Genomic DNA, 26,291 nt, shown 5'->3' with positions numbered 1-26,291 from the left:
ATGGAGGACGTTCCGTTTATAGGAAGCGAAGCATTGGCGCTCGGTCGGCTGACCCGGCATGAACTTCGGACGAAGTTTCGCGCGATCCATCAGGACGTGTACATTCCGGTGAACGCTGAGCTTAGTCCGGTTTTGCGCGCGAAGGCGTCCTGGTTGCGATCGCGAAGACGGGGCGTACTGGTCGGCTTCTCGGCATCAGCCGTCCACGGCGCCAGATGGATCGACAACCGGCGTGCCGCGGAAATCAGCGATACCAATCGTCGACCGACACCGGGCGTGATAACGCGCGCCTGTGTCATCGAGTCCGACGAGCTATGTCTGAAGGACGGTTTGGCCCTGACCACTCCCGCGCGGACAGCCTTCGATCTGCTGTGCTGGTACCCGACAGACACAGCGATAACGGCGGTGGACGCGTTGGCGCGAGCGACGCGCCTGAAGGTCGCTGACATCGAGTTGCTGGCCGACCGCTATCGGGGTCGTCGGGGAATCAAGAAGGCCCGCGCCGCAATTGAGCTCGTCGACTCTGGCGCCGAGTCGCCGAAGGAAACATGGTTGCGCCTGGTGATCATTAGGGCTGGCTTCCCGCGCCCACAGACTCAGATCCCTGTTCACAACGAATACGGCGTTCTGATTGCCGAGGTCGATATGGGATATGAAGACCTGAAGATCGCGATCGAGTACGAGGGGGCACACCACCGCACTGACCGCAGACAGTTCGAAAAGGACATCCGTCGGTACGACGAACTTATCGAACTCGGGTGGATGGTCTTGCGATTCACGGCCGAGGACACCCCGGGCACAGTGATACGCAAAATCGCAGCTGCCTTGGCACGCCGACAGTAACGCCACGGCGGAGAATCAGGCGATTCGGCGCCGTGGCGTTACGTTCGAGTCTCAGGACAGGTTGTTCTTGATCTGCGTGGCCTGCATCTTGGCGATCGCCAGAGCGGTGTCGTTCTGCACCGGATCGTTCGGCGCGCTGGAGAACTCGACGCTCGTGGCTGCCTTACCCTGCGTGAAATACACCTCGGTGATGGCTTTCGAGCCGTCGGGCGATTTGCCGGTGGCGATGAAGCCGCCGTCGCCGACGTCGGCGGGCTGCGGTGCCCCGTCGACCTCCGTGGAGATCGTTGCCTTTGCCTCATTTAGCCTCTTGACCGCCGCGGCGGCATCCGTTTCGATCATGATCTGGAACTTGATGATCTGGTTCTGCGCGGTGTTGGCCATGGTCTGACCGATGCCGGTGATACCGGTCGGGGGCGTCTCCGGCGGGCTGGCGGTGAAGCTCGGGTCGATGTCGGAAGCCTTTAGCAGCAGTTTGCTGTAGTCGCCTGCGGGCGCGGCAGTGGCGGCGGCGCTGGTGGTCTCCGAGCCCGATGATCCCGTAGATGACGAGCTCGTAGCCGACGACGACGAGGAGGATTCCTTATCATCACCGCCGCAGCCGACTGCTGCGGTGCCCACCAGCAGTGCCACACCGATCAGGCCGACGGTCTTAGTCCGCGAGGGCTTCATAGAGGAGTCCTTCTGTAGGAGCATCAAAGTTTGCTTGCTGCGTTCCTACCCCGGAGTCCACTGTATGCGGGACCGAACCACGAAGTTGACGGAGAAATCACACCTCTTCGTCAACGACAGCTGACCCTCAGACCGGAATCAATTCCACGTCGGAGAGCACGACGGCGTCCTCGCGGCTGGGTGCGGTGACCACGCCGACGTAGCGGCCGTCTTCCTTCCACGCGCTGACCTTGATGGTCTCGCCCGGGTATACGACCCCGGCGAAGCGCGCACCGTAAGACTTCACCTGCGACACGTCGGAGTCCAACAGCGTGTCCACCAGCGCCTTACAGGTCATGCCGTAGGTGCACAGCCCGTGCAGGATCGGCTTGGGAAAGCCTGCCGCCGAAGCGAATTCGGGGTCGGAGTGCAACGGGTTGCGGTCACCGCAGAGCCGGTACAGCAGCGCCTGCTGGGGCAGCACCGGAACCGAGATCTCGATGTCCGGCGCACGATCCGGGGCGGCGACCGACGTCGACGGTCCGCGCTCGCCACCGAAACCGCCTTCACCGCGGGCGAAGATCGATCGCTTGGTGGTCCACAACAGCTTGCCGTCCGGGTCGGTCACGGTCGTCTCGCTGACGATGACCGCCGCCTTGCCCTTGTCCCAGATCTCGGTGAAGCGCTGCACCGACGTCGCGGTGCCGCTCGGCGGCAGCGGAGCGGGCACCGTGACCGCCTCGCTGGCGTGCAGCACCTTGCTCAGCTCGATGTCGATCCCCGGGAACTGCACCGCGGGCGGCTCGGTCAGGTGAAAGCTGGCCGCCACATTGCCGAAGGTGGGCAGCACCTGCGGGGTGCGGTCCACCAGGTAACGCAACTCCTTGGGATCCATCGGGTCCGCGCCTGCGCCCAGGCCCAGCTGATAGAGCTGAATATCGCTACTGGTCCAAGAGAACTCGATGGGATCCAGTTCGGCAGCGAGCGCGACGGACGGATCGATCGGCATGTCAGCCCTTCCCTGTGCTGGATGTCGCCGGCCCAGCGGCTCCGGCGATGTGCAAAGCCGCCAGGTACCCGAACGCCATCGCGGGGCCGATGGTGCCGCCGGGACCGGGATAGGTGTGACCCATCACCGGCGAGCTGACATTACCGGCCGCGTATAGGCCTTCGATCACTGAACCGTCGTCGCGCAGCGCCCGGCCGTGGACATCGGTGCGCACTCCGCCCTTGGTGCCGAGGTCGCCGGGCACCATCTTGGCCGCGTAGAACGGACCGTTGCGGATCTCGCCGAGGTTGGGGTTGGGCTTGTTGGTCGGATCGCCGTAGTAGCGGTCGTAGGCGCTTTCGCCCCGGTGGAAGTCCTCGTCCTTACCCGAGCGGGCGAACCCGTTGAACCGCTCGACGGTCGCCAGGAAGGCGTCCGCCGGAAGGCCGGTCACCTTGGCCAGCTCCTCCAGGGTGTCGGCCTTGACGATCACGCCGGACTCCATCCACTTCTTCGGAATCCGTTGTCCCGGCTGCAATCCCGCGAAGATGTACCGGTCGCGGTACTGCTGGTCGAAGACCAGCCAGGCGGGCACGTTCTCGCCAGGGCCGGGACCCTGCCCATACTGGCCGCCGTACATGTGGTGGCAGGCCTCGACGTAGGGCATCGACTCGTTCATGAAGCGCTTGCCGGCGAGGTTGACGATGATCGACCCGGGGGAGTTGCGTTCCGACAACGCGAACCACGGTGCGCCGACCAGCGGGACCGTCGGTCCCCACCAGGCATCCTCCATCAATTCCAATGCCGCACCCAGCTTCTCGGCCGCCACGATGCCGTCGCCGGTGTTGGCGGCCGCGCCCACGGTCCAGTCCGCGGTGATCGGTGCGCGCTGATACTTGACTCGCATCTGCTCGTTGCGTTCGAAGCCACCGCTGCCCAGGATGACGCCGCGGCGTGCCCGGATCAGTTGCGGATCAGCCGCTTCCGGGCCCGTCGTATCTCGTACGTAGATGCCGCGCACTACACCGTCTTCTACATACAGGTCGGTTAGTGCGGTGTTGAGCAGCACCGGAACTCCGGCCTGGCGCAGGCCGATTCGCAGCGGCGCGATCAGCGCACGGCCCATGCCGACGAGGTTCTTGCCGCGTGCACCTGCCCACATCGTGCGTGCGCCGACCTTCAGGCTGCGCAGCACGCCGCGGGGGTGGCGCTTGAGCTGGTTGAGGCGCACGTAGTCCTGCTGCATCACAACCACATTGAGCGGGACCTTGCCGTACGGCGGCTCCAGGTAGGGCTCGTCGGGACCGAGCTTCTTGGCGTCGAAGGGCTTTGGTTCGATCGACCGGCCCCCCGGGCGTCCCCCGGCGGTCTCCGGATAGTAGTCGGAGTATCCCGGCACCCAGCACATCTTCAGCGGCGTGTGCTTGAGCACGAACGAGAGCATCTCCGGGCCGCGCTCGAGGTAGGTGTCGATGCGCTCGGGCTCCACCACGTCGCCGATGATCGCGTGCAGATAGGTGCGCGCGGCTTCTTTGGTGTCGGTGACCCCGTCACGCTTGAGGATCTCGTTGTTCGGGATCCACACGCCGCCACCCGAGCGGGCGGTCGAGCCGCCGAAGTGCGCGGCCTTCTCGACGACGACTGTCGATAGTCCCTGGTGAGCGGCGGTCAGCGCGGCGACCATGCCGGCAGCGCCGCTTCCGACGACGACGACGTCGAACTCCTGAGCTGTCATACTAGAACACGTTATAGAATTGCCCCGTCCGGGCGCTACCGACCCCTCCTTTCCGATCAGCGGAACGCTTACCCCACGGGCCCCCGGACCGCACTAGAATTGCCCGCACCGGGCGCCGTTCGCCCCGGTCACACCGACGATGGGACTCCCGGGAATGCTGAGCGTTTCCACGCGCGAAGAGCTTGCCGCCGAACTTGCCGAAGCGGAACGCAGTCGCGTTCCGATGACGCCGCTGACGTCCAATCACCCCGATATCGACGTCGTCGACGCCTACGAGATCCAGCTGATCAACATTCGTCAGCGGGTCGCCGAGGGCGCCCGGGTCGTCGGACACAAGGTCGGCCTGTCGTCGGAGGCCATGCAGAAGATGATGGGCGTCGACGAGCCCGACTACGGCCACCTACTGGCCGACATGGAGGTGTTCGAAGACAAGCCGGTGCCGGCCGGCCGGTTTCTGTTCCCGCGCGTCGAGGTCGAGGTTGGTTTCATCCTCGCCGACGACCTGCCCGGCGCCGGCTGCACCGAAGACGACGTGCTCGCGGCAACCGCGGCGTTCGCTCCCTCCATCGAATTGATCGACACCCGGATCAAGGACTGGAAGATCGCGTTGTGCGACACGATCGCCGACAACGCGTCGTCGGCCGGATACGTGCTCGGTAAGGAGCGGGTGTCGCCGAAAGATGTTGACATCAGGGGTATCGACGCGGTGCTCACCCGCAACGGCGAAGTGGTGGCCGAGGGCCGAAGCGACGCCGTGCTGGGCAACCCGGTCACCGCGGTGGCGTGGCTGGCCCGCAAGGTCGAGAGCTTCGGCGTGCGGTTGAAGGCGGGCGACATCGTGCTGCCGGGATCGTGCACCAGGGCCATCGACGCCCGCCCAGGCGACGAGTTCGTCGCGGACTTCGCCGGTCTGGGGTCAGTCCGGCTGTCATTCGAATAAGAGGAGGCTCTACATGCCCCAGAAGAGTTCTGTCGCCATCGTCGGGTCGGGCAACATCAGCACCGACCTGCTGTACAAGCTCCTTCGCTCGGAGTGGCTCGAGCCGCGCTGGATGATCGGCATCGATCCCGAGAGCGAGGGTCTGGCCCGGGCGCGCAAGCTCGGCCTGGAGACCAGCCACGAGGGCGTGGACTGGTTGCTGGCGCAGTCGGAGAAGCCGGACCTGGTCTTCGAAGCCACCAGCGCCTACGTGCATCGGGCCGCCGCGCCCCGCTACGAGGAGGCCGGTATCCGCGCGATCGATCTGACCCCGGCCGCCGTCGGCCCCGGCGTGATCCCGCCGGCCAACCTGCGTGCGCACCTGGACGCGCCGAACGTCAACATGGTCACCTGCGGCGGCCAGGCCACGATCCCGATGGTCTACGCGGTGAGCCGCGTTGTCGACGTCCCCTACGCCGAGATCGTCGCGTCGGTGTCGTCGGCGTCGGCCGGCCCCGGCACCCGGGCCAACATCGATGAGTTCACCAAGACCACCAGTGCCGGCGTCGAGGTGATCGGCGGCGCGAGGCGGGGCAAGGCGATCATCATTCTCAACCCGGCTGACCCGCCAATGATCATGCGCGACACCATCTTCTGCGCGATCCCCGAGGACGCCGACCACGATGCGATCACGCAGTCCATCAAGGATGTCGTCGCCGAGGTGCAGACCTATGTGCCGGGCTACCGCCTGCTCAATGAGCCGCAGTTCGATGAGCCGACGGTCTACAACGGCGGCCATCACCTCGTCACCACGTTCGTGGAAGTCGAGGGTGCGGGCGACTATCTACCGCCCTACGCTGGAAATCTGGACATCATGACCGCCGCGGCCACCAAGGTGGGCGAGGAGATCGCGAAAGAGCGCGCGTCGGGTGGCGATGAGCGCTCGCGCGAAGAGCAGATTAGTAGGGCAGGTGCGCAAGCATGAGTGCAGAAGTTTGGTTCGATCCCAGCTGGGATGTCCGGATGACGGATACGTCCCTGCGCGACGGCAGCCACCACAAGCGCCATCAGTTCACCAAGGAGGAGGTCGGCGCCATCGTCGCCGCCCTGGACACCGCTGGCGTGCCGGTCATCGAAGTGACGCACGGTGACGGGCTGGGTGGTTCGAGCTTCAACTACGGGTTCTCCAAGACCCCCGAGCAGGAGCTGATCAAGCTGGCCGCCGAGACGGCCAAGGAATCCAAGATCGCCTTCCTGATGCTGCCCGGTGTGGGCACCAAGGAAGACATCAAGGAAGCCCAGAACAACGGCGGCTCGATCTGCCGGATCGCCACCCACTGCACCGAGGCCGACGTCTCGATCCAGCACTTCGGACTGGCCCGCGAGCTCGGCCTGGAGACCGTCGGCTTCCTGATGATGAGCCACACGATCAGTCCGGAGAAGCTGGCCGCCCAGGCCCGCATCATGGCCGACGCCGGCTGCCAGTGCGTCTACGTCGTCGACTCCGCCGGCGCGCTGGTCCTCGAGGGCGTGGCCGACCGGGTGGCCGCGCTGGTCGCCGAGCTCGGTGACGACGCGCAGGTAGGTTTCCATGGCCACGAGAACCTCGGCCTTGGCGTCGCCAACTCGATCGAGGCGGTCCGCGCCGGAGCCAAGCAGATCGACGGATCCTGCCGCCGATTCGGCGCCGGTGCCGGCAACGCTCCGGTCGAAGCGCTGATCGGGGTCTTCGACAAGATCGGCGTCAAGACCGGCATCGACTTCTTCGACATCGCCGACGCCGCCGAGGAGGTCGTCGCGCCGGCTATGCCGGCCGAGTGCCTGCTGGACCGCAACGCGCTGATCATGGGCTACTCCGGGGTGTACTCCAGCTTCCTCAAGCACGCCATTCGCCAGTCCGAGCGCTACGGTGTGCCGGCGCACCAGTTGCTGCACCGGGCCGGCCAGCGCAAGCTGATCGGCGGCCAGGAGGACCAGCTGATCGACATCGCGTTGGAGATCCAGCGGGAGCAGGCGGCCACGCCCACCTCCTAGCGTGTCGTTGCCCCGGGGCACGATGGGGCGCATGACAACGCGCGAGGCCGCACAGGTTCTCCTCCAACAGCTGGCGGGGCCGACCGCCGTGCTGCGTGACGACCAGTGGACGGCCATCGAAGCGCTGGTGGTGCAGCGCCGCCAGGCTCTGGTCGTCCAGCGGACCGGGTGGGGCAAGTCGGCGGTGTATTTCATCGCCGCGAAGCTGCTGCGCGAGCAGGGCCTCGGTGCGACGGTCATCGTGTCGCCCTTGCTGGCGTTGATGCGCAACCAGGTAGCGGCCGCGGGGCGCGCGGGTGTTCGTGCGGCCACCATCAACTCGGGCAACGTCACCGAATGGGATGAGATCCACCGGCGGGTCCGAAACGGCGACCTCGATGTCTTGTTGGTGAGCCCGGAGCGGCTGAACAATCCCGAGTTTCGCGACACCGTATTGCCCGCCCTGGCGGCCGACGCCGGACTGGTGGTGGTCGACGAGGCGCACTGCGTGTCGGACTGGGGTCACGACTTTCGGCCCGACTATCGGCGCATCCGAACATTGATCGCCGAACTCGGCTCGGACGTACCGGTTTTGGCGACCACCGCCACGGCCAATGACCGTGTCGTCACCGATGTCGCGGCTCAGTTGGGCGTCGGCCGTGCCGACGATGTGCCGGGTGGCGGCCGGGACACGCTCGTGCTGCGCGGTGGGCTGGATCGTGAGTCGTTGCGATTGTCCGTGGTTCAGGCCGGTGGTGGCGCGCAGCGCATGGCGTGGCTGGCCGACCACCTGGGGTCGTTGCCAGGTTCCGGAATCGTCTACACGCTGACCGTCGCCCAGGCGAACGACGTGGCCGCACTGCTGCGCGAGCGTGGACACGAAGTGGCCGCCTACACCGGATCCACGGAAACCGCCGAGCGCGAACAACTCGAAGCCGATCTGTTGGCCAATCGGGTGAAGGCTTTGATCGCCACGTCCGCGCTCGGAATGGGGTTCGACAAACCGGATCTCGGTTTCGTCGTGCATCTCGGAGCGCCCTCCTCACCCATCGCGTACTACCAGCAGGTCGGTCGTGCTGGCCGCTCCACGGACAGTGCCGAGGTGGTGCTGTTGCCCGGACGTGAGGATCAGGACGTCTGGCGGTATTTCGCGTCGGTGGCGTTCCCATCGGAAGCCATGGTGCGCAATGTGATTCATGCTCTGGAGACCGACCGCCCACAGTCGACACCCGCCTTGGAGCCATTGGTGGATCTGGGCCGCACCCGGCTGGAGATGGTGCTGAAGGTGCTCGACGTCGACGGTGCGGTGCGGCGCGTCAAAGGCGGCTGGCTGGCCACCGGCCAACCGTGGGACTACGACGAGGCTCGCTACCGCCAGCTCGACGAGGCCCGCCGCCGCGAGCAGCAGGCGATGCTCGACTACCAGAGCACCGACGAATGCCGAATGACGTTCCTGCGCAGACAACTCGACGATCCCGAGCTCACCGAAGGGGAACGGTGCGGCCGCTGCGACAACTGCGCGGGTTCGGACTTCAGCGCGGTGGTGGACGAGGGAACTGCGGCGCTCACCCAGGACCGACTCATGCGGCCGGGCCTTCAGATCACACCGCGCAAGCAGTGGCCTTCCGGGCTCGCCAAACTCGGCGTCGCACTGAGCGGTCGCATCGTCGACGGCCCGGCGGAGGGACGGTCGATCGGTCGACTGACCGACCTGGGTTGGGGTCCGCGACTGCGCAGGCTGTTGGACGAACCCGACGGTGATGTGCCGCCCGACATCGTGCGGGCCGCGGTGAAGGTACTGGCCTCATGGACCTGGGCGGACCGACCCACCGCCGTGCTCGCGATGGATGCCGACACCCATCCGATCCTGATCTCGTCGCTGGCGCGTGAACTGGCAAGCATCGGCAGGCTGACCGACCTCGGAGTTCTGCGGTATACGCCGGGGCGCCGGCCCGTCACGGCCACCAACTCCGCCTATCGGGTGGCCGCACTGGATGATTCGTGGGTGCCGCCGGATTCTTCGGCGATCGCTGCATCGGGTGGACCCGTCTTGCTGATCGATGATCTGACTGATACCGGGTGGACGCTGACAATGGCCGCGCGGGTGGTCAGGCAAGCCGGTGCGCCCGCCGTGCTGCCGTTGGTGCTTGCGGCCACCAGCTGACATCCCCGTCTGGGTAACACCGGTCCGAGGGCACACGACATTCACTTCAGTGCTGTGCGGCCGTACTACCGCGCGCCGTGAAGGGAGAAATACAATGTTCGTCCGTCGTGCTGTTCTTGCAGGGCTGGCCGCAGGTGCGGCCGGTGCGGTCCTGTCGATTCCGGCTGCTGTCGCTGACCCGACACCTGCGCCCGCCCCTGCGGCGGCGTCCGACTGTTCGGCCGCGGGTCTGTCGGCGACCATCAGTTCGGTGACCAAGAACCTCTCCGACTACTTCGCCGTGCACCCCGACGCCAACCAGGCGCTGCTGGATGCCACGCGGCAGTCGGCCTTCAGTGCGATCGGTGCGTTCAACACCTATTTCAACGACCACCCCGACCAGGCCAACGACATCCGGGCCATCAAGGCGCCCCTGAACGATTTTCAGAACCGGTGCGGCCTGCAGGTCGAGCCCGCCGAGGCGCTGGTCGTCATCGGCGAGCTGTAATCGCCGCCGTCGGGGCTTGGCCCCGCGAGATCACCACTGTGGTTTGGTCCCGCCGAGCTGCGCGGTGAGTGCGTCGGCGGTGGCCACCAAACCCTTTGCGTGCTTGGCGATTTCGGAATCAGTGAGGGCCCGACCGATTTGAAGCGATACGACCATCGCCTGCCGGTGGTGGTGGTCGTAGACGGGAGCGGAGATCACGCTGACGTCGTGGCGCTGGCGCGATCCCGGCCCCTCGGACTCGGTCCTCAGGTACACCCGCTCGCCGATATCGGAGATCAACTCGCCCAACAGCGCACGCAGCTCGTCGGGCATCGCGCTCGACATGCCCGCCATCAGCGCATAGAGCCGCCGGCCGCCGGGGGTGAGTTGCTCGACGAGGTATCCCGCCGTCCGGCATTCGGCGATCACCCGGTCCAGCCGCGCGGTGGCCGTCCGCAGCGGGATGGTCGGTGTGCGGCCGAGCCAGCCCCGCAGTGCTTCGTCGTCCCACAGCACGAACATCAGACCCACCGGCGGTGCGAACGGGTAGCTCTGCCCGACCCGCACCCCGACGTCGGAGCCGGGGGGGCCGACCAACTCCAGCAGCGTGATCCGGTCATCGACGACACCGGCCAGCGCGGCAGTGGTCTCGAAGGTCCTCGACAGGCGGGTGAGTTCGGCGCGCGCCGCCGGATTGACCCGCAGCGACTCCTGAGCCAGATGTCCCAGTGTGATCAGGCTGGGCCCGAGCCGGTAGGTCTTGTCGGCCGAATCGCGGACCAGGTAGCCCGACTCGGTCAACGTCGTGACGATGCCGAGGCAGGTGGGCTTGGCCAGGTCCAGGCGGCGGGCGAGTTCTGACAGTCCGAACTTGTCCTGCGGATGCTTGGCCAGGAAATCCAGGATCGCCACAACGCGCTGCGTGGGGGGCGATGATCGACTGGAAGTGGAACCGTCTGGCATTGCAAAATCCTACCTCTGCGTTCCATATATGGACCGTATGACTGGTTGACGGAGATTAGAACGCGTTCTAGTCTCAGTTCCGACAACGTACCAGTGCGGTCCAATTTTGAAACGCGAGGCGGTCATGTACACACAGCCCTTGGTGGACGCCATTGCCGAGTCCGAACGTCTGGTCAAAGACGCTCCGTTCATCGAGAGCGAGGCCGATCTGCTGGAGGGGCTGCAATATCTGGCGGGCTGCGTTGCCGCGTGCACGCACGTCGCGTTCGACTACGACCGCGACCATCCGTTCCTGCATTCGGGCACTGGGCCGTTCACCAAGATGGGCCTGGACAACCCGGACACGATGTACTTCGGCACCAGGGTCGCGGCCGGCCACGAGTACGTCGTCACCGGCAAGCGTGGGACCACCACTGACGTCAGCTTCCAGCTGCTCGGTGGGGAGTACACCGACGAAGTTGTCCCGGACAGCGAAACCGCGTTCGACGACCGCAAGCTCGACATCGCCGCCGACGGCACCTTCGAATGGCGGTTCACCCCGGACAGCAACGCGCAGTTGGTAATTCGCGAGGTGTACAACGACTGGTCGGCGCAGCGGGGAAGCTTCGCCATCGCACGCACCGACACAGCCGGCACCGCACCGCCGGCGTTGACCAAGGAATTGATCGAAAGGCGCTGGGCGACGGCGGGCAAACAGCTGGTCCAGCGCGTCAAGACCTGGCTTCAGTTCCCGAAGTGGTTCTACGACAACCTGCCGGTCAACACGCTGACCGCGCCCCGCCTCACTCCGGGAGGACTGGCTACCCAGTACTCATCGGTGGGCCATTACGACATCACCTCCGATCAGGCGATCGTCATCACGTTGCCGGTCAGTGACGCCCCGTATCTCGGTTTCCAGCTCGGCAGTCTCTGGTACATCTCGCTGGACTACATCAATCATCAGACCTCGCTCAACGGCACGCAGGCGCAGGCTGATCCGGACGGCAAAATCCGCATCGTCGTCTCCGACAAGAACCCCGGCGTCACCAACTGGGTTGAGACGCTTGGACATGACAAGGGCTACCTGCAGTTCCGCTGGCAGCGGGTATCGCGTGAACTGACCGAGGCTGACGGCCCCACCATGGAGGTCGTCGATCTCGACGCGGTGGCGGGCAAGCTGCCCTACTACGAGCAGAACAAGATCTCCGAGGACGATTGGCGGGAGCGGATCGCGCTGCGCCAGAAACTAATTGGCAACAGGATGGTGGGTTAACACATGGCCGGCTTGCTCGAGAACAAGGTCGTCGTGATCAGTGGCGTTGGTCCGGCGCTGGGTACGACGCTGGCGCGCCGATGTGCCGAGGAAGGTGCCGACCTGGTGTTGGCCGCTCGAACGGTCGGCCGCCTCGAGGATGTGGCCAAGCAGGTCACCGACCTCGGCCGGCGTGCGCTGTCGGTGGGCACCGATATCACCGACGAGGCCCAGGTGGACAATCTGGTCAAGGAGACCCTTGCCGCATACGGCAAGGTCGACGTGTTGATCAACAACGCGTTCAAGGTCCCGTCGATGAAGCCGTTCGCCAACACCTCGTTCGACCACATCCGCGAGACGGTCGAGCTCACGGTGCTCGGCGCACTGCGGTTGATCCAGGGCTTCACCCCGGCTTTGGTCGAGGCCAACGGGTCGGTGGTCAACGTGAACTCGATGGTGTTGCGGCATTCCGACCCCAAGCAGGGTGCCTACAAGTTGGCCAAGGCGGCGTTGTTGTCGATGTCGCAGTCGTTGGCCAGTGAGCTCGGACCGCAGGGCGTTCGCGTGAATTCCGTTCTGCCGGGCTATATCTGGGGCGGGACGCTGCAGGGCTATTTCGAGCACCAGGCCGGCAAGTACGGAACGACCGTCGACGAGATCTACAAGGCCGCCGCGGTCAACAGCGATCTCAAGCGGCTGCCCACCGAGGACGAGGTGGCCTCGGCCATCTTGTTCATGGCCAGTGATCTGTCCAGCGGGATCACCGGCCAGACCCTGGACGTGAACTGCGGGGAGTACCACAACTGATGGTGGGAACGAGTGAGGTACGGGCGAGGGCCGGAGCGAACGAGGTGGAACTCTGATGAGCGCTGATTTCCTTACCGTCGAGAGCCTGAAGGCCTCTGCCATCAAGGCCTCGGGAATGGACGACTTCGGCGTCGACGACGACAACTATCAGGAAGCACTGAGTGTGCTGCTCGAATCGTTTCGCAATGAGGCGGACCTCACCGAGCTCGGCAGCAAGATGCATCGGTTCTTCGTACGAAATGCGTTGGTGGCCAGGCTGGTTTCGGAAGCTGCTTTCAAACAGTATCCGCAGCACGTCGACGTCGCGATCGAACGACCGATCTTCGTCACCGGCCTGCCCCGCACGGGCACCACTGCGATTCATCGGCTACTGACCGCCGACCCGCGGCACCAGGGATTGGAGCTGTGGCTCGCCGAGTTCCCGCAACCCCGGCCGCCGCGGGAGTCATGGAAAGACAACCCGGTCTTCCAGCAGATCGATGCGCAATTCGCCAAGGCCCATGAGGAGAACCCGGATTACACCGGCTTGCACTACATGACGGCGGATGAGGTGGAGGAGTGCTGGCAGCTGCTGCGGCAATCACTGCACTCGGTGTCTTACGAGACGCTCGCGCACGTGCCAACGTATTCGCGATGGCTTTCTCGGCAGGACTGGACGAAACCGTATGCGCGGCACCGCAAGAATCTTCAGCTGATCGGGCTCAACGATCCCGAGAAGCGGTGGGTGCTCAAGAATCCCAGCCACTTGTTCGCGCTGGACGCAGTGTTCGCCGTCTACCCGGATGCGCTGATCGTGCAATGTCACCGGCCGGCCGAGACGATCATGGCGTCGATGTGCTCACTGGCTCAGCACACGACGGAGGGCTGGTCGAACACCTTCACCGGCAAGGTCATCGGCGCCGACTCGCTCGAGACCTGGTCACGTGGGCTGGAGCTGTTCAATGCCGAACGCGCCAAGCAGAATCCGGCGCAGTTCTTCGATCTCGATTACTTCGAGCTCATCCGCGAACCGATCCGCACCGTGGAGAAGATCTACTCGCACTTCGACATTGACATGACCGACGATGCGCGGGCGGCGATCCAGCGCACCGACGAGGAGAGCAAGCAGGGCCCGAGGGCACCGAAGCACACCTACTCGCTGGCCGACTACGGGTTGACCGAGGAACAGGTCAAGGAGCGCTTCAAGGGGCTGTAAACCCGCCGTCGAGATTGACGAAATGCGGGAGTCCACCCGTATTTTCGCTGCCAAACGTCGGTTTGGGCGAAATGCGGCTAGCCGGATCAGCCGTCCCCGGGCGCGGGTGCGCTGGAGTACTCCTCCAGACATCCTTCTGCCACGGCGTGTTTGATGCTGTCCGATAACCTGGGGCAGGACCGGGTGCGGGCACTGCTACCGCCCGCCTGGCGAATCTCGGCGAAGTAGGCGCAGCGTTGCTGGGCTTCGTTGCTCCACTGCACGGCGGTGTGGGCTGCACCGAGCTTCTTGACCTTCACCGCGATGTGGCAGAACCGGCAGTCGATCTCCACCAGACCGGACGACAGGTAGCGTTCCTTGTCCCGGCGGGTCGCCTCCTGAACGGCGGCCATGCGTTCTGGATCCGCAGCGAAAGTCGCTGCCTTGGACCATGATCCGGCCGCATCGTCGCTCTGCTCGTGCGGCTCGTCGTGCTCGTGTACGCCGAGCAGCTCGAGCATGGACCGCGCCAGATCGTCGACGTCGGGCGTTTCCTCGGGGCTCATATTCACACCTGGGTCGGCTGTCCTTCAGACTCGGCCTGCTTCTTGAGGTTCTCCTGAACCTCAACCTGCCACTTCTCGTTGGCCGGCGCGGTGTCCACCTCGAGCTCGAAGCGGTCGGTCATGTCCGGCGTCACGTCGGCGACGTCGACGTAGAACTGCTGATACCAGCGGCGCATCTGGTAGACAGCGCCGTCTTCCTCGACGAGCAGCGGATTGTCGATGCGGGTCTTGTGCTTCCAGATCTCGACGTCCTGCAGGAAGCCCTTGCTGACGCCGACGACCATCGCATCGGACAGCTTGTCGCTCATGGCGTCATCCATGCCCTTGGGCTTCTCGACGATCACACCCCACTGCAGCATGAACGAGTCCTGCGTCACCGGGTAGTGGCAATTGATCAGGATCGACTCGGCTTTGTAGCCGCCGTAGTTGTTGTGCAGCCAGTTGATCATGAACGACGGTCCGAAGTACGACGCCTCGGAATCCAGATGCGATTCGGTGTAGGCCGAGCCGCCCAGCGTGACGTCGGGGCGCCCCACGTTGTGCAGGTACTGCGAGGCGATGTGGCCCTCGAAGACGTTCTTGAAGTAAGTCGGCAGACCGAAGTGGATGTAGAAGAAGTGCGCCATATCGGTCACGTTGTCGACGATCTCACGGCAGTTGGAGCCCTCGATCAGCATCGAGTTCCACTTCCACTCGGTCCACTCGCCGCTGGTGTACTCCGGGATCTCCGGGATACGCACCTCGGGCTGCGGGGGATTGCCCTCGTGGTCGTGCCAGACGAACAGCAGCCCGTTGCGCACGTCGGTCTCCCAGGACCGGGTACGGGCCAACTTGGGGGTGCGCTTGGCGTAGGGCACGAGCCGGCAGCGGCCGTCGCCGCCCCAGCGCCAGTCGTGGAACGGGCAGGCCAACGTGTCGTCTTTGATGGTGCCCTGGGACAGGTCCCCGCCCATGTGACGGCAGTAGGCGTCAAGGACGTGCACATCGCCGTGGGAATCGGCGAAGACGACCAATTTGGAGCCGAACGCATTGATCGGGTGCGGCTTTCCGTCCAGGTAGTCGTTCACCGGGCCCAGGCAGTGCCAACCCCGGGCGTACCGGTCCGGCAGGGTTCCGGTGTCGATCTCGCGAATGCCGCTTGTCACCTCGCGCCCCTCCAACTCGTAGGTTCTAACTAGAACACGTTACAGTTTTGACGTCTGATCGCGCAATGAGTGCCATGCTGCCTGCGGATTACCCACCTGAAGTGCGGTATATCTGAACGATGCCGATGTATTCGTTCGAAGGCCGATCACCCCGGGTGGATCCGACCGCCTTCGTCGCACCGACGGCCGTGCTCATCGGGGACGTCACCGTGGAGGCCGGCGCATCGGTCTGGTTCAACGCGATACTGCGCGGCGACTACGCGCCGATCGTCATCCGCGAGGGTGCCAACGTGCAGGACGGGTCGGTGCTGCACGCCCCACCTGGCATCCCGGTCGACATCGGTCCGGGGGCCACGATCGCGCACATGTGCACGATCCACGGCGTGCACGTCGGCGCCGAGGCACTGATCGCCAACCACTGCACGGTGCTCGACGGAGCGGTGATCGGGGCGCGCAGCATGATCGCCGCGCACTCGCTGGTGGTCGGTGGCACACACATCCCCGACGAGGTGCTGGTCACGGGTTCACCGGCGAAGGTGAAGGGCCCGATCGCCGGCACCCGCGCCGAGGTCTGGGTGAACATCAACCCCAAGGCGTACCAGGACCTGGCGCAGCGCTACCGGGACGGCTTCGAAGAGGTCTGACCTCGCCTTTCGGCTGTTTGTGGTGGACCAGACGGCCCGGGCTTTCTTCGCGCCGGCGGCGCCGGCGCGTTTGGCTGCCGACCGCCCAGGGTATTGCCCCGCTAGTTGAATACAAGTTGCGGCGCGTGGAGGAGACCATGGCACTCGATATTTGCCCGGCATGTGGTTATCCCACGATCAACGCCGCAGTATGCGCGGCCTGCTCATTAGCTACGCCCGCATTAAGTGAATGGCGCATCGACTTCCAAGAAGCCGCCGCGCCCGCTGCCTAGCCAATAGGGGTTCACCATGTCCAACGTCGTCGGGTCGCTCAACTCGTTGATCTGGATCGTGTTCGTCATCGTCATCATCGCGGTGGTCGTGTGGGCGGTACGTTTCGCCTTGGCACCACGTGAGCGGCCGTATCGCGAGCGGACGGTCGTGCAGCAACAACCCGTCCGCCATGAGCCGGTTCAATCGGGTGGTTTGACGCCGGGGTGGTACCCGGATCAGAATGATCACCGGTTGGTGCGGTACTACGACGGCCGGGTCTGGACGTCCGAAACGCGTCACGCGTAGGGCCGTTGTCAGGGCCCTAGATCTTCTGGGCGCTCGCCGTGGCCTTGTCGAGCTCCCAATACGCCCGCAGCGCAACGATTTTGCCGTAGTCATTGACGCGGTAGGTGAACACGCCCTCGGCGATCACCCGATAGCCACTCGATTCGATAACGATATGACCCACGTTGGCTTCCTCGTCGCCGCACTGGTAGGTCTTCTCGAAATGGAACGTGAGCCTGCTCGGCGCGATCGCCATGTCGTAGAACTTCGCGATCGCGTCCTTGCCGCGGTGGCCCTTGCCCTCGGGGTCGAAATGCGATGGCCCGATCGGGTCTTCGACAATCGCGTCGTCGGCGAACACCGCAAGCCACGCTTCCTTGTTGCGTGCCATGGCCGCTTCACGGGACCGCCGTCCCGCCTCGTGGGCCGGCGTGCTCATTGCTCCTGCCAGCCAGAGTGGATGTAGGTTTCGGCGAACCGCTTCATCGAGTCGATCTTCTTGTCGACCGGCGCGTCGAACGGAAGTCCTTCGAACACCCACGGGATGCCGATGTAGTCGGTGACACCTGCCTGCACGAGGTCGCGGTGACCGTCGACGCCGAATTTGTCGATGCAGACGGCCTGGTATTCGAAGGGGTCGTCGGCACGGCCGTTCTCGGCGAGCATCTTCTTGAGCGTCGAGATCGTTTCGGCCAACTGGTCGCAGGTCATCATGGCGCTGGTCCAGCCGTCACCGATCCGGACGGCGCGTCTCAGCGCCACATCGGTGTGGCCGCCGACGTAGAACGGCACCGGCTTCGAGGGTGCCGGGCTCATCTGCAGCCGATCGAAATCGTAGAAATCGCCGTGGAACTCGACCATGCCGCCGGCAAGCACCAGCTTGATGACGTCGATCATCTCATCGACGCGCTTGCCCCGCTTCGCATAGGGCACCCCGCACCACTCGAATTCCTCAGGCGCCCAGCCGATTCCGACGCCGAACCCGAACCGGTTGTTGGTCAAGTTCGCCACCGATCCGACCTGGCGGGCCAGCAGCAGCGGGTTGCGCGAGCCGAGCTTCATCACGTTTGTGTAGAAGCGCAGCTTCGACGTCACCGCACCCAGTGCACCCGCGAGGATCAAGGGATCGACCCAGGGCGAGTTCTCGTCGAACATCCGCTTGCCGTCGGCGGTATAGGGATAGTCGACCGACTGCTTCTCGAAGTAGAAGATAGAGTCCGGCAACGCGATGTTGTCGAAGCCGAGTTCTTCTGCCGCCTTCGCGATTTCGATGAGCTGATCGAGCGGGCTGAACGCGATGCTGACCGTGTACTGCATGCGGGTCATTGTGCGGCTGGTTTGTCGGAGCTGACCACCCACATCGAGTAGTACTGCGCGCCGCCGCCGTACGCGTGGCCCAGCGCCTTGCGTGCGCCTTCGACCTGATGCTCGCCCGCTTTGCCCATCACCTGGATCGCCGACTCGGCGAACCGGATCATGCCGGATGCGCCAATGGGATTGGAGCTGAGCACGCCGCCGGAGGGATTGAACGGAATCCGGCCGCCGATCGCCGTCTCGCCGGCCTCGGTGAGCTTCCACCCGTCGCCCTCGGCGGCGAAGCCAAGGCTTTCCAGCCACATCGGTTCGTACCAGGAGAACGGGACGTACACCTCGGCCACGTCGATCTCGTCGATCGGGCTGGTGATTCCGGCCGCCTTCCACAGTGCGGCGGCCGCATCACGGCTTGCCTGTGGATTGACCTGGTCACGCCCCGCGTACGCCAGCGGCTCGGTGCGCAGCGCGGTCGCGTGGATCCAGGCGACCGGATGGCCGGCGGCCACCCTGGCGTCGGCGCTTTCCTCGTCACCGATCACCATTGCCGCCGCACCGTCGGATGACGGGCAGGTCTCGTCGTAGCGGATGGGATCCCACAGCATCGGGGACTCCATCACCTTCTCCACGGTGATATCCGGCTGATGCAGATGCGCCAGCGGATTCTTGGCGCCGTTGTGCCGGTCCTTGACCGCGACAATAGCGCCGATGTTGAGCGGCGCACCGGAGCGGCGGATGTAGGCGCGCACGTGCGGTGCGAAGTAGCCACCCGCGCCCGCGCCCACCGGCTTGGTGAACGGCACCGGGATGCTCAACGCCCACATGGCATTCGACTCGGACTGCTTCTCCCACGCCATGGTGAGCACGCGCTTGTACTTGCCCGACTGCACCAGGCTCGCGGCGACGATCGCGGTCGACCCGCCCACCGAACCCGCGGTGTGCACGCGGATCAGCGGCTTGCCGGTCGCTCCGACGGCGTCGGCCATGAACAGCTCGGGCATCATCACGCCCTCGAAGAAGTCGGGAGCCTTGCCGACGACGACGGCGTCGATGTCGTCGAACGTCGACCCCGAGTCCTCGAGCGCCCGGTCGATTGCCTCGCGCACCAGACCGTTCATCGAGACGTCTTTGCGCTTGGCGACGTACTTTGTCTGCCCCGTTCCGAGAACCGCGGCCAGCTTTTTAGCCATGACTACTTCCCCTCCAGCACGGCGACCAGATTCTGTTGCAACGCAGGGCCGCTGGTGGCGTGCGCCAACACGCGGCCCGCCGAACCATCGAAAATGTGCTGGGCGGCGAAGCCGATCCGCTCCAGGCCGGCCGAGAACATCGGGTTGGCCGCCAACGCGCCGCCCGACGGGTTGATCTTCGTCGACTCCGGCAGCCCGATCGCCTCGGTGAGGATCAGCTGCTGGTGGCTGAACGGCGCGTAGATCTCGGCGACCTCGATCGAACCGGCGTCCCCGCCGGTGGCCAGCTTGGCCGAGGCCGCGGTCGACGGCGACGTGGTCAGGTCGCGTGCGCCAAGCACCGGCGTCTCGATGCGATGCTCGAAACCGGTGATCCAGGCCGGGTTTTCCCGCAGTTCGCGCGCCCGGTCACCGGCCGCCAGCACTATGGCCGACGCCCCGTCGGTGATCGGAGCGATGTCGTGGCGCCGCAACGGATCTGCGAAGTACGGCCGGGACAGCAGTTCGTCGATGCTCGTGGCCGGCTTCTCGGAGTCGGTGCGTCCGACTGCCAGCGCGTCGAGCGCGACCTGAGCCATCTGCTCTTCGGTCCACTTGCCGGAATCCAGCCCGAACCGCGCCTGCAGGCCGGCCATCGACACCGAGTCGGGCCACAGCGGCGCAACGGTGTACGGGTCGGTCTGCAATGCAAGCACCCGGCGCAGCGTGCCCGCCGACGACTTGCCGAAGCCGTACACCAGCGCGGTGTCGACCTCACCGGTCAGGATCTTGATGTACGCCTCGTAGAGCGCCCACGCTGCGTCCATCTCCACGTGCGACTCGTTGATCGGGGGCACCGCCCCGATCGAGTCGATCGCTGAGATGAACGAAAAGGCGCGTCCGGCAAGGTAATCCGACGACCCGGAGCACCAGAAGCCAATGTCGGTCTGCTTCAGGCCGAGCTCTTCGTACAGCCGGTGGAAACACGGCATCAGCATCTCTACGCCGTTGGTGGTGCCGTCGGTGCGCCGCACGTGCGGGGCATGTTCGAAGCCGACGACCGCTACATCGCGAAATGTCATGTGGCGATTCCCTTTAGAGGTGGTGCTTGTAGGTGTCGTACTCGGCGTCGGGTTCGCCGGTCGGTTTGAAGTACTCGATGTTGTCGATGCCCAGACCCCACTCCTCGCGGGGCTTCCACACCGCCTGCACCCGCATGCCCATTCGCACCTCGGAAACCTCGATCTCCTGAATCAAGTGCAGGAACGGGATATCAGCGCCGTCGAGCAACACGTAGGCCGCGACGTACGGCGGCTTGATGCGCTGTCCGGCGAACGGGATGTTGATGATCGCGAACGTCGTCACCGTGCCCTTGTCGGGCAGCTCGATGAAGTTGTCGAGCTCCAACCCGGTCGCGGGATCGGCTTCCTTGGGCGGGAAGTAGACCTTGCCGTTTTCCCCGGTACGGGCGCCCAGGAGCTTGCCATCCTCGAGGCCGCGCAGGAATGTCGTCTCGGGCAGTGATGCCGTGTGCTGGATCTCGATGCTGCTTGGCGAGACCTGGATGGTCACCGGCTCGCGGTCGTCACCACCGGACGGCACCGTCTCCTCGGTGTCCCCCAGCTCGAAATAGGCGATGTCGGTGATCGCGCCGACCGGCTCGTCGATCCAGTGCGCGTGTACCCGCGCCCCGGTGCTGATCGCGTCGGACGAGTCCGCGGCGACCGCGTGCAGCAGGGTGGTGTCCGCACCGTCGAGCTTGATCAACGCCCAGGCGAACGGCTTGTCCAGCGGCTGGCCCTCGAGGGGGTGGGACTGCCACGTCCACGACTCGATGGTCCCGACACTGGCGACCGGTACCACCTCCGTCAACGGCGCGTACGTCACGGGGTCATACTCAGCGGGTGGTACGAGCACTCGCCCGTCCGAACCGCGGACACCGAGGATGCGTCGCTCACGCAATGCGGTGAAGAACTGGCCGAGGAGTGGTCCGACTGAACGGGTGTAGTCGAATGACAGCTTCAGCGGTGCCGAAAGGGGCTTCTGATGCGCGTCGATCTGCACCGGGCTGCTTTGGCTGGTGGTCACATCATCGAGTAGAACAGGTTCTAAGAATAGTGGCAAGGACCGTGTCCCGGCCAGAAAGGCGGCACCGATGAAGCTGGGTCTGCAACTCGGATATTGGAGCGCTCAACCTCCGGCGAATCACGCCGAACTGGTGGCCGTGGCCGAGGAGGTCGGGTACGACACGGTCTTCACGGCGGAGGCGTGGGGCTCGGATGCGTTCACCCCGTTGGCGTGGTGGGGGCGCGAAACCAGCCGGATGCGGTTGGGCACGTCGGTGGTGCAACTGTCGGCGCGTACCCCGACCGCGTGTGCGATGGCGTCGCTGACGCTGGACCATCTTTCCGGGGGTCGCCACATCCTCGGCCTGGGTGTCTCCGGACCCCAGGTCGTCGAGGGCTGGTACGGGCAGAAGTTCCCGAAGCCGTTGGCGCGCACCCGCGAGTACATCGACATCATCCGGCAGGTCTGGGCCCGCGAGGCCCCGGTCACCAGTGCCGGCCCGCATTACCCGCTACCGCTGTCCGGTGAGGGCACCACCGGGTTGGGTAAGCCGCTCAAGCCGATCGTGCACCCGTTGCGGGCTGATATCCCGATCATGCTGGGCGCCGAGGGCCCGAAGAACGTTGCGCTGGCCGCCGAGATCTGCGACGGGTGGCTGCCGATCTTCTACTCGCCGCGGCTGGCGCCGATGTACAACGAGTGGCTCGACGAGGGCTTCGCCCGTCCGGGTGCCCGGCGCAGCCGCGAAGACTTCGAGATCTGCGCGACCGCGCAGGTTGTCATCACCGACGACCGGTCTTCGGTCATGGATCTGATCAAGCCGCACCTGGCGCTCTACATGGGCGGAATGGGCGCTGAGGACACCAACTTCCACGCCGACGTCTATCGGCGAATGGGTTATTCGGAGGTCGTCGACGAGGTCACCCGACTGTTCCGCAGCGATCGCAAGGATGACGCCGCCAAGGCCGTTCCCGACGAACTCGTCGACGACTCGGCTATCGTCGGCGACATCGACTACGTGCGCAAACAGATCGTCGCGTGGGAAGCAGCCGGCGTGACGATGATGGTCATCGGCGCGCGCACCCCCGAACAGATCCGCGAAGCCGCCGACCTGTTGTAGACACTTCTTGCGAGTTGTCTAGTCCTCGCTCTAGATTGACCGGATGACCTTTGGGCGCTCAGCGCAGGATGTGGGCGTCGCCGAAGGTCATCTCGACGTGGGCGACCGATCCCGACACCATCGCGCGCTTCGGCAGCCCCAGGGTGGCGAGCTCCTTTGCGTACGGATGGTCGCCGAGACGGAGAGTCGCGCCGCCCGGCCGGAAGCGGACTCCAGAGTTCTTCATCTCCCAGGGCACCTCGCGGGTCGTGCCGTCGGCGAAGGTGTAGGTCTTGAGCACCTGGGTCCGTGGCCGCAGCGACGGGATCGGCAGGCCGCGGCGGAATTCGATGCCGGCGATCAGCGACCCGTTCTCGCTGACATCGAAGGTGAACGGGTTGGACTCACGAACGTTGAAGTCCGCCATGATCTTGGGGAAGCCCCAGATGGTGCGGCCGGCCTCCAACGTGAAGGACTGGTCGACGGGCAGGTGATGGATGAACGCCGCGGCGTCGCCGAGTGCCTTGAGCCCGCGAGCATTCGAGCCGGGCGGATTGACCATCACGCAGGTGCCGAATTCGTGGTACTTGCCCAGATCGCCGTCGAGGTAGCGGGCCAGCATCAGGTTCACCACCGCTCGGCCGGGACGGAATTCGCAGATTTCCAATCCGCTGTAATCGACAAGTCGCTGCGCGGCATCGGCCGGAACCGAGAACATAGCCGTATGGACGTCGGCCTTGCGAATTCGCACCGGCATGGTGAGTACCGTGCCGGCAATCGTGTGCTGCGACTCAGACATGCGGTCACTGTAAACCGCTTCGACATCCCGCGTGGACGAAAGGTAGTGGAGGGAACGAGATGACAGGCACCCTGGCACCGGCCAAGCCGGATGTTGATCTGACCGATGGCAACTTCTATGCCGACGGGGGTGCGCGCGAAGCCTATCGCTGGATGCGGGCCAACGAACCGGTGTTTCGCGACCGCAACGGCCTGGCCGCGGCGGCGAGCTACCAGGCGGTGATCGACGCCGAGCGTGATCCCGAAACCTTCTCCAACACCGGGGGAATTCGTCCCGACAACCCCGGCATGCCCTACATGATCGACATGGACGACCCGGGACATCTGTTGCGGCGCAAGCTCGTCAACGCCGGCTTCACCCGTAAGCGGGTGATGGACAAAGTCGCCGGGATCGACACCTTGTGCGACACGTTGATCGACGCGGTCTGCGAGCGGGGGGAGTGTGATTTCGTCCGCGACATCGCCGCGCCGCTGCCGATGGCCGTCATCGGCGACATGCTCGGCGTGCTGCCGGAAGAGCGGTCGACGCTGTTGAAGTGGTCCGATGACCTGGTGTGCGGCCTGAACTCCGCCGCCGACGCCGAAACTCTCCAGGCGGTGATGGACGCGTTCGCCGGATACTCGGCCTACGCCACCGAAACGATCGCCAAGCGCCGCGCCGAACCGACCGACGACCTGTTCTCGATCCTGGTCAACTCCGAAGTCGAAGGTTCGCGCCTCGACGACCAGGAAATCATCATGGAGACCCTACTGATTCTCATCGGCGGGGACGAGACCACCCGGCACACGCTGTCCGGCGGCACCGAACAGCTTGTGCGTCACCACGATCAGTGGCAGCGCCTGGTGGCCGACCACAGCCTGCTGCCCGGCGCGATCGAGGAGATGCTGCGCTGGACCTCCCCGGTGAAGAACATGGCCCGAACCGCCATGCGCGACGTTGAGTTCCACGGCACCCAGCTGCGTCAGGGGGAGAAGATGCTGTTGATGTTCGAGGGCGCCAACTTCGACGAATCGGTGTTCGGTGATCCGGAGAATTTTCGCATCGACCGAAACCCGAACAGCCACTTGGCCTTCGGCTTCGGAACGCACTTCTGTCTGGGTAATCAGCTGGCCCGGCTCGAGTTGAGCACGATGGTGCGCAAGGTCCTCGAGCGGCTGCCGGACCTGCGGCTCGCCGACGAGTCGGCCCTACCGCTGCGGCCGGCGAACTTCGTCAGCGGCCTGGAGGAGATGCCGGTGGTATTCACCCCGTCGCGGCCCGTGCTGGCCTGATGCTTTCGATCGGCGCTTCGGCGGCCCGGCGTGTGTTTGGGGGGCGTCAATTACGGGAACCACGTCCCCACCTCGGGGGAAGCGGTGCCGCTGACCGGGCCGGGGCAAAACCGTAGTAGTAGTAGATGTGGGGCGAGATGAACGGCATCAAATCCGACCAGGTTCGATACGTCTGCGCACTATTGTTTGTCGCGCTGCTGCTTGCGATGGCGTTGTTGCTGTCGCCGCGCGGCGTCCCGAGAGCGGGAGCGGACGAGGGGTGTCCCGACGTCGAGGTGATCTTCGCCCGCGGCACGTTCGAACCGCCGGGTGTCGGCGGCATCGGGCAGGCGTTCGCCGACGAGCTGCGGGCGCAGCCACAGCTCACCGGAAAGTCGGTCGACGTCTACGCGGTCAATTACCCCGCCTCGCTCAACTTTCCGACCGCGGCGGATGGGGTGATCGATGCCAGCACGCGGGTCCGCGACATGGCGGCGCGATGCCCCAACACCAAGATGGTGCTCGGTGGCTACTCGCAGGGCGCCGCGGTCGCCGGCTACGTCACCGCCGACAAGATTCCGGACGGCTACGTCCCGCCGAACGGAATCACCGGGCCGATGGCGCCCGAGATCGCCAAGCACGTCGCGGCCGTCGCGCTGTTCGGGAAGCCGTCCAACGGATTCTTGAACAGCATCGACCGCACGGCGCCGCCGATCACAGTGGGCAGCCTGTACGCGGCGAAGACCATAGACCAGTGCATTCCCGATGACCCGATCTGCTCTCCGACGGGCGCGGACAACGGTGCGCACCAGGCATACGTGATGAACGGGATGACGGCTCAAGCGGCCGGCTTCGCCGCGGACAAGGTGGTGGCGGCGATGGCGATGGCCCCGAAGCCGACTAACGCATCTTGAACTGAGGTGCGCGCTTCTCCTTGAACGCCAGCGGGCCTTCCTTGGCGTCCTCGGACAGGAACACCGGAATGCCGTTGGCGGTGTCGGGCTTGAACGCCTCGAGTTCGTGCATGCCCTCCGTCTCGCGGATGGTTTTGAGGATCGCCTGGACGGCGAGGGGCCCGTTGTTGTTGATGACCTCGGCGATCTCGAGCGCCTTGTCCAGTGCCGTCCCGTCGGGCACGACATAGCCGATCAGCCCGTAGGACAGTGCCTCGGCGGCGGTGATGTGACGCCCGGTCAGCAGCAGGTCGCACGCGATCGTGTACGGAATCTGTCTCGGCAGCCGCACCGCGGAGCCGCCCATCGGATACAGGCTCCACTTGGCTTCGGAGATGCCGAATTTCGCGCTTTCGCCCGCGACGCGGATGTCGGTGCCCTGCAGGATCTCGGTGCCGCCCGCGATGGCCGGGCCTTCGACGGCCGCGATGAGCGGCTTGGTGAGCCTACGGCCTTTCAAGAGCGCTTCGATCTTCGTCGGGTCGTATCCGCTCTTGAACGACTCGCCGGGGGGCGTCTTGGTGGCGCCTTTGAGGTCCATGCCCGCGCAGAAATACCCGCCCGCACCGGTCAGGATGCAGGTGCGGATCTCCGGATCCTCATCGACCCGATCCCAGGCCTCGACCATGATCGACATCATCTCGCCCGACAGTGCGTTGCGGGCCTCCGGCCGGTTGAGCGTGACTATGAGAGTGTGTCCGCGCTGCTCAATAAGGGCGTCGGGGCCCTTCTCGGTCTCGCTCACAAACAGACCGCCTTCCTGCGTCGATGCTGGGGACTTGAACTGAAATGTAACA

27 protein-coding genes are annotated in these 26,291 nt (G+C 65.1%); 14 read left to right on the top strand and 13 right to left on the bottom strand.

Going from position 1 to position 26,291, the window contains the following annotated elements; all coding sequences use genetic code 11:
- A complete protein-coding gene (locus AB431_RS26380; RefSeq protein WP_047332430.1) occupies positions 1 to 843 on the top strand; it encodes a DUF559 domain-containing protein in 843 nt (280 codons plus the stop codon).
- 51 nt (positions 844 to 894) lie between these two features.
- Here the strand turns inward: AB431_RS26380 and AB431_RS26375 are convergent, their stop codons facing one another.
- The 3 genes from AB431_RS26375 to kstD form a co-directional block, all read right to left on the bottom strand.
- Complete coding sequence (locus AB431_RS26375; RefSeq protein WP_144418372.1) at positions 895 to 1,476, bottom strand: hypothetical protein; 582 nt, start codon at positions 1,474 to 1,476, stop codon at positions 895 to 897.
- A 166-nt stretch (positions 1,477 to 1,642) separates the two neighbouring features.
- The gene (locus AB431_RS26370) at positions 1,643 to 2,503 is read right to left on the bottom strand and encodes a MaoC family dehydratase (RefSeq protein ID WP_047332429.1); all 861 of its coding nucleotides are present in this window, start codon (positions 2,501 to 2,503) and stop codon (positions 1,643 to 1,645) included.
- 1 nt (position 2,504) lies between these two features.
- Positions 2,505 to 4,217: a 3-oxosteroid 1-dehydrogenase gene (gene kstD / locus AB431_RS26365; protein WP_047332428.1), complete on the bottom strand. Its 1,713-nt coding sequence runs from the start codon at positions 4,215 to 4,217 to the stop codon at positions 2,505 to 2,507.
- Between the two features lie 154 nt (positions 4,218 to 4,371).
- Here kstD and AB431_RS26360 point away from each other — a divergent pair, with 154 nt between their 5' ends.
- The 5 genes from AB431_RS26360 to AB431_RS26340 all read left to right on the top strand — a co-directional run bounded on the left by AB431_RS26360 (position 4,372) and on the right by AB431_RS26340 (position 9,800).
- On the top strand, positions 4,372 to 5,157 hold the full coding sequence (locus AB431_RS26360; protein ID WP_047332427.1) for a 2-keto-4-pentenoate hydratase: 786 nt from the start codon (positions 4,372 to 4,374) through the stop codon (positions 5,155 to 5,157).
- Positions 5,158 to 5,170: 13 nt separating this feature from the next.
- The gene (locus AB431_RS26355; RefSeq protein ID WP_047332426.1) at positions 5,171 to 6,121 is read left to right on the top strand and encodes an acetaldehyde dehydrogenase (acetylating); all 951 of its coding nucleotides are present in this window, start codon (positions 5,171 to 5,173) and stop codon (positions 6,119 to 6,121) included.
- The gene (gene dmpG, locus AB431_RS26350; RefSeq protein WP_047332425.1) at positions 6,118 to 7,170 is read left to right on the top strand and encodes a 4-hydroxy-2-oxovalerate aldolase; all 1,053 of its coding nucleotides are present in this window, start codon (positions 6,118 to 6,120) and stop codon (positions 7,168 to 7,170) included. Before AB431_RS26355 ends, dmpG begins: the two co-directional genes overlap by 4 nt.
- Before the next feature lie 31 nt (positions 7,171 to 7,201).
- Entirely contained in the window at positions 7,202 to 9,313 is a 2,112-nt protein-coding gene (locus AB431_RS26345) for a RecQ family ATP-dependent DNA helicase (RefSeq protein ID WP_047332424.1), read from the top strand.
- Positions 9,314 to 9,407: 94 nt separating this feature from the next.
- Complete coding sequence (locus tag AB431_RS26340; protein ID WP_052960404.1) at positions 9,408 to 9,800, top strand: hemophore-related protein; 393 nt, start codon at positions 9,408 to 9,410, stop codon at positions 9,798 to 9,800.
- Between the two features lie 30 nt (positions 9,801 to 9,830).
- On the opposite strand, the gene AB431_RS26335 is transcribed toward AB431_RS26340, so the two are convergent.
- The gene (locus AB431_RS26335; RefSeq protein WP_047332423.1) at positions 9,831 to 10,742 is read right to left on the bottom strand and encodes an IclR family transcriptional regulator; all 912 of its coding nucleotides are present in this window, start codon (positions 10,740 to 10,742) and stop codon (positions 9,831 to 9,833) included.
- 124 nt (positions 10,743 to 10,866) lie between these two features.
- On the opposite strand from AB431_RS26335, the gene AB431_RS26330 reads away from it, so the two are divergent.
- From AB431_RS26330 to AB431_RS26320, 3 genes are read left to right on the top strand one after another with little or no spacing between them, the layout of a single operon-like run.
- Complete coding sequence (locus AB431_RS26330; protein WP_047332422.1) at positions 10,867 to 11,994, top strand: hypothetical protein; 1,128 nt, start codon at positions 10,867 to 10,869, stop codon at positions 11,992 to 11,994.
- A 3-nt stretch (positions 11,995 to 11,997) separates the two neighbouring features.
- Positions 11,998 to 12,780 carry an SDR family oxidoreductase gene (locus AB431_RS26325; RefSeq protein ID WP_047332421.1) on the top strand — a complete coding sequence of 261 codons (783 nt, stop codon included), beginning with the start codon at positions 11,998 to 12,000 and terminating at the stop codon, positions 12,778 to 12,780.
- 55 nt (positions 12,781 to 12,835) lie between these two features.
- Positions 12,836 to 13,975, top strand: a complete 1,140-nt coding sequence (locus AB431_RS26320) for a sulfotransferase (protein ID WP_047332420.1) — start codon at positions 12,836 to 12,838, stop codon at positions 13,973 to 13,975.
- Between the two features lie 86 nt (positions 13,976 to 14,061).
- On the opposite strand, the gene AB431_RS26315 is transcribed toward AB431_RS26320, so the two are convergent.
- Positions 14,062 to 14,520 carry a hypothetical protein gene (locus AB431_RS26315; RefSeq protein ID WP_047332419.1) on the bottom strand — a complete coding sequence of 153 codons (459 nt, stop codon included), beginning with the start codon at positions 14,518 to 14,520 and terminating at the stop codon, positions 14,062 to 14,064.
- A gap of 2 nt (positions 14,521 to 14,522) precedes the next feature.
- A complete protein-coding gene (locus AB431_RS26310) occupies positions 14,523 to 15,680 on the bottom strand; it encodes a Rieske 2Fe-2S domain-containing protein (RefSeq protein ID WP_162489423.1) in 1,158 nt (385 codons plus the stop codon).
- A gap of 104 nt (positions 15,681 to 15,784) precedes the next feature.
- On the opposite strand from AB431_RS26310, the gene AB431_RS26305 reads away from it, so the two are divergent.
- A complete protein-coding gene (locus AB431_RS26305; protein WP_047332417.1) occupies positions 15,785 to 16,309 on the top strand; it encodes a gamma carbonic anhydrase family protein in 525 nt (174 codons plus the stop codon).
- A 288-nt stretch (positions 16,310 to 16,597) separates the two neighbouring features.
- On the top strand, positions 16,598 to 16,867 hold the full coding sequence (locus AB431_RS26300; protein ID WP_047332416.1) for a DUF2510 domain-containing protein: 270 nt from the start codon (positions 16,598 to 16,600) through the stop codon (positions 16,865 to 16,867).
- Positions 16,868 to 16,883: 16 nt separating this feature from the next.
- Here AB431_RS26300 and AB431_RS26295 read toward each other — a convergent pair whose 3' ends face one another.
- Genes AB431_RS26295 through AB431_RS26275 form a run of 5 tightly spaced genes read right to left on the bottom strand, consistent with a single transcriptional unit; the run spans position 16,884 to position 21,414 of the window.
- The gene (locus AB431_RS26295; protein WP_047332415.1) at positions 16,884 to 17,285 is read right to left on the bottom strand and encodes a nuclear transport factor 2 family protein; all 402 of its coding nucleotides are present in this window, start codon (positions 17,283 to 17,285) and stop codon (positions 16,884 to 16,886) included.
- On the bottom strand, positions 17,282 to 18,163 hold the full coding sequence (locus tag AB431_RS26290; protein ID WP_047333823.1) for a TIGR03619 family F420-dependent LLM class oxidoreductase: 882 nt from the start codon (positions 18,161 to 18,163) through the stop codon (positions 17,282 to 17,284). Before AB431_RS26290 ends, AB431_RS26295 begins: the two co-directional genes overlap by 4 nt.
- Positions 18,164 to 18,168: 5 nt before the next feature.
- Positions 18,169 to 19,347 (bottom strand): thiolase domain-containing protein, encoded by a 1,179-nt coding sequence (locus AB431_RS26285; protein WP_047332414.1) that lies wholly within the window; start codon positions 19,345 to 19,347, stop codon positions 18,169 to 18,171.
- A gap of 2 nt (positions 19,348 to 19,349) precedes the next feature.
- A complete protein-coding gene (locus AB431_RS26280; protein ID WP_047332413.1) occupies positions 19,350 to 20,408 on the bottom strand; it encodes a thiolase domain-containing protein in 1,059 nt (352 codons plus the stop codon).
- A gap of 13 nt (positions 20,409 to 20,421) precedes the next feature.
- Positions 20,422 to 21,414, bottom strand: a complete 993-nt coding sequence (locus AB431_RS26275) for a Zn-ribbon domain-containing OB-fold protein (protein ID WP_235435768.1) — start codon at positions 21,412 to 21,414, stop codon at positions 20,422 to 20,424.
- Between the two features lie 67 nt (positions 21,415 to 21,481).
- Between AB431_RS26275 and AB431_RS26270 the strand changes: the two genes are divergently transcribed.
- Complete coding sequence (locus AB431_RS26270) at positions 21,482 to 22,513, top strand: LLM class F420-dependent oxidoreductase (RefSeq protein WP_047332412.1); 1,032 nt, start codon at positions 21,482 to 21,484, stop codon at positions 22,511 to 22,513.
- A 58-nt stretch (positions 22,514 to 22,571) separates the two neighbouring features.
- Here AB431_RS26270 and AB431_RS26265 read toward each other — a convergent pair whose 3' ends face one another.
- Positions 22,572 to 23,291, bottom strand: a complete 720-nt coding sequence (locus AB431_RS26265) for an acetoacetate decarboxylase family protein (RefSeq protein ID WP_047332411.1) — start codon at positions 23,289 to 23,291, stop codon at positions 22,572 to 22,574.
- A gap of 59 nt (positions 23,292 to 23,350) precedes the next feature.
- Here AB431_RS26265 and AB431_RS26260 point away from each other — a divergent pair, with 59 nt between their 5' ends.
- Positions 23,351 to 24,562: a cytochrome P450 gene (locus tag AB431_RS26260; protein ID WP_047332410.1), complete on the top strand. Its 1,212-nt coding sequence runs from the start codon at positions 23,351 to 23,353 to the stop codon at positions 24,560 to 24,562.
- 206 nt (positions 24,563 to 24,768) lie between these two features.
- Entirely contained in the window at positions 24,769 to 25,455 is a 687-nt protein-coding gene (locus tag AB431_RS26255; protein ID WP_047333821.1) for a cutinase family protein, read from the top strand.
- Here the strand turns inward: AB431_RS26255 and AB431_RS26250 are convergent.
- Positions 25,442 to 26,239 (bottom strand): crotonase/enoyl-CoA hydratase family protein, encoded by a 798-nt coding sequence (locus AB431_RS26250; protein WP_047332409.1) that lies wholly within the window; start codon positions 26,237 to 26,239, stop codon positions 25,442 to 25,444. The two genes, AB431_RS26255 and AB431_RS26250, sit on opposite strands and share 14 nt — an antisense overlap.
- Between the last annotated feature and the right edge of the window lie 52 nt (positions 26,240 to 26,291).

It is taken from the genome of Mycobacterium sp. EPa45 (genome assembly GCF_001021385.1).
Lineage (GTDB): Bacteria > Actinomycetota > Actinomycetes > Mycobacteriales > Mycobacteriaceae > Mycobacterium.
Note: the sequence above shows the minus strand (reverse complement) of the source record. Positions and strands in the feature narration are given on the sequence as shown.

Coding starts and splice junctions, on each gene's coding strand:
- AB431_RS26380 (WP_047332430.1), top strand. CDS start 1: ATGGAGGACGTTCCGTTTATAGGAAGCGAAGCATTGGCGCTCGGTCGG.
- AB431_RS26370 (WP_047332429.1), bottom strand. CDS start 2,503: ATGCCGATCGATCCGTCCGTCGCGCTCGCTGCCGAACTGGATCCCATC.
- kstD (WP_047332428.1), bottom strand. CDS start 4,217: ATGACAGCTCAGGAGTTCGACGTCGTCGTCGTCGGAAGCGGCGCTGCC.
- AB431_RS26360 (WP_047332427.1), top strand. CDS start 4,372: ATGCTGAGCGTTTCCACGCGCGAAGAGCTTGCCGCCGAACTTGCCGAA.
- AB431_RS26355 (WP_047332426.1), top strand. CDS start 5,171: ATGCCCCAGAAGAGTTCTGTCGCCATCGTCGGGTCGGGCAACATCAGC.
- dmpG (WP_047332425.1), top strand. CDS start 6,118: ATGAGTGCAGAAGTTTGGTTCGATCCCAGCTGGGATGTCCGGATGACG.
- AB431_RS26345 (WP_047332424.1), top strand. CDS start 7,202: ATGACAACGCGCGAGGCCGCACAGGTTCTCCTCCAACAGCTGGCGGGG.
- AB431_RS26340 (WP_052960404.1), top strand. CDS start 9,408: ATGTTCGTCCGTCGTGCTGTTCTTGCAGGGCTGGCCGCAGGTGCGGCC.
- AB431_RS26335 (WP_047332423.1), bottom strand. CDS start 10,742: ATGCCAGACGGTTCCACTTCCAGTCGATCATCGCCCCCCACGCAGCGC.
- AB431_RS26330 (WP_047332422.1), top strand. CDS start 10,867: ATGTACACACAGCCCTTGGTGGACGCCATTGCCGAGTCCGAACGTCTG.
- AB431_RS26325 (WP_047332421.1), top strand. CDS start 11,998: ATGGCCGGCTTGCTCGAGAACAAGGTCGTCGTGATCAGTGGCGTTGGT.
- AB431_RS26320 (WP_047332420.1), top strand. CDS start 12,836: ATGAGCGCTGATTTCCTTACCGTCGAGAGCCTGAAGGCCTCTGCCATC.
- AB431_RS26315 (WP_047332419.1), bottom strand. CDS start 14,520: ATGAGCCCCGAGGAAACGCCCGACGTCGACGATCTGGCGCGGTCCATG.
- AB431_RS26305 (WP_047332417.1), top strand. CDS start 15,785: ATGCCGATGTATTCGTTCGAAGGCCGATCACCCCGGGTGGATCCGACC.
- AB431_RS26300 (WP_047332416.1), top strand. CDS start 16,598: ATGTCCAACGTCGTCGGGTCGCTCAACTCGTTGATCTGGATCGTGTTC.
- AB431_RS26295 (WP_047332415.1), bottom strand. CDS start 17,285: ATGAGCACGCCGGCCCACGAGGCGGGACGGCGGTCCCGTGAAGCGGCC.
- AB431_RS26290 (WP_047333823.1), bottom strand. CDS start 18,163: ATGCAGTACACGGTCAGCATCGCGTTCAGCCCGCTCGATCAGCTCATC.
- AB431_RS26285 (WP_047332414.1), bottom strand. CDS start 19,347: ATGGCTAAAAAGCTGGCCGCGGTTCTCGGAACGGGGCAGACAAAGTAC.
- AB431_RS26280 (WP_047332413.1), bottom strand. CDS start 20,408: ATGACATTTCGCGATGTAGCGGTCGTCGGCTTCGAACATGCCCCGCAC.
- AB431_RS26270 (WP_047332412.1), top strand. CDS start 21,482: ATGAAGCTGGGTCTGCAACTCGGATATTGGAGCGCTCAACCTCCGGCG.
- AB431_RS26265 (WP_047332411.1), bottom strand. CDS start 23,291: ATGTCTGAGTCGCAGCACACGATTGCCGGCACGGTACTCACCATGCCG.
- AB431_RS26260 (WP_047332410.1), top strand. CDS start 23,351: ATGACAGGCACCCTGGCACCGGCCAAGCCGGATGTTGATCTGACCGAT.
- AB431_RS26255 (WP_047333821.1), top strand. CDS start 24,769: ATGGCGTTGTTGCTGTCGCCGCGCGGCGTCCCGAGAGCGGGAGCGGAC.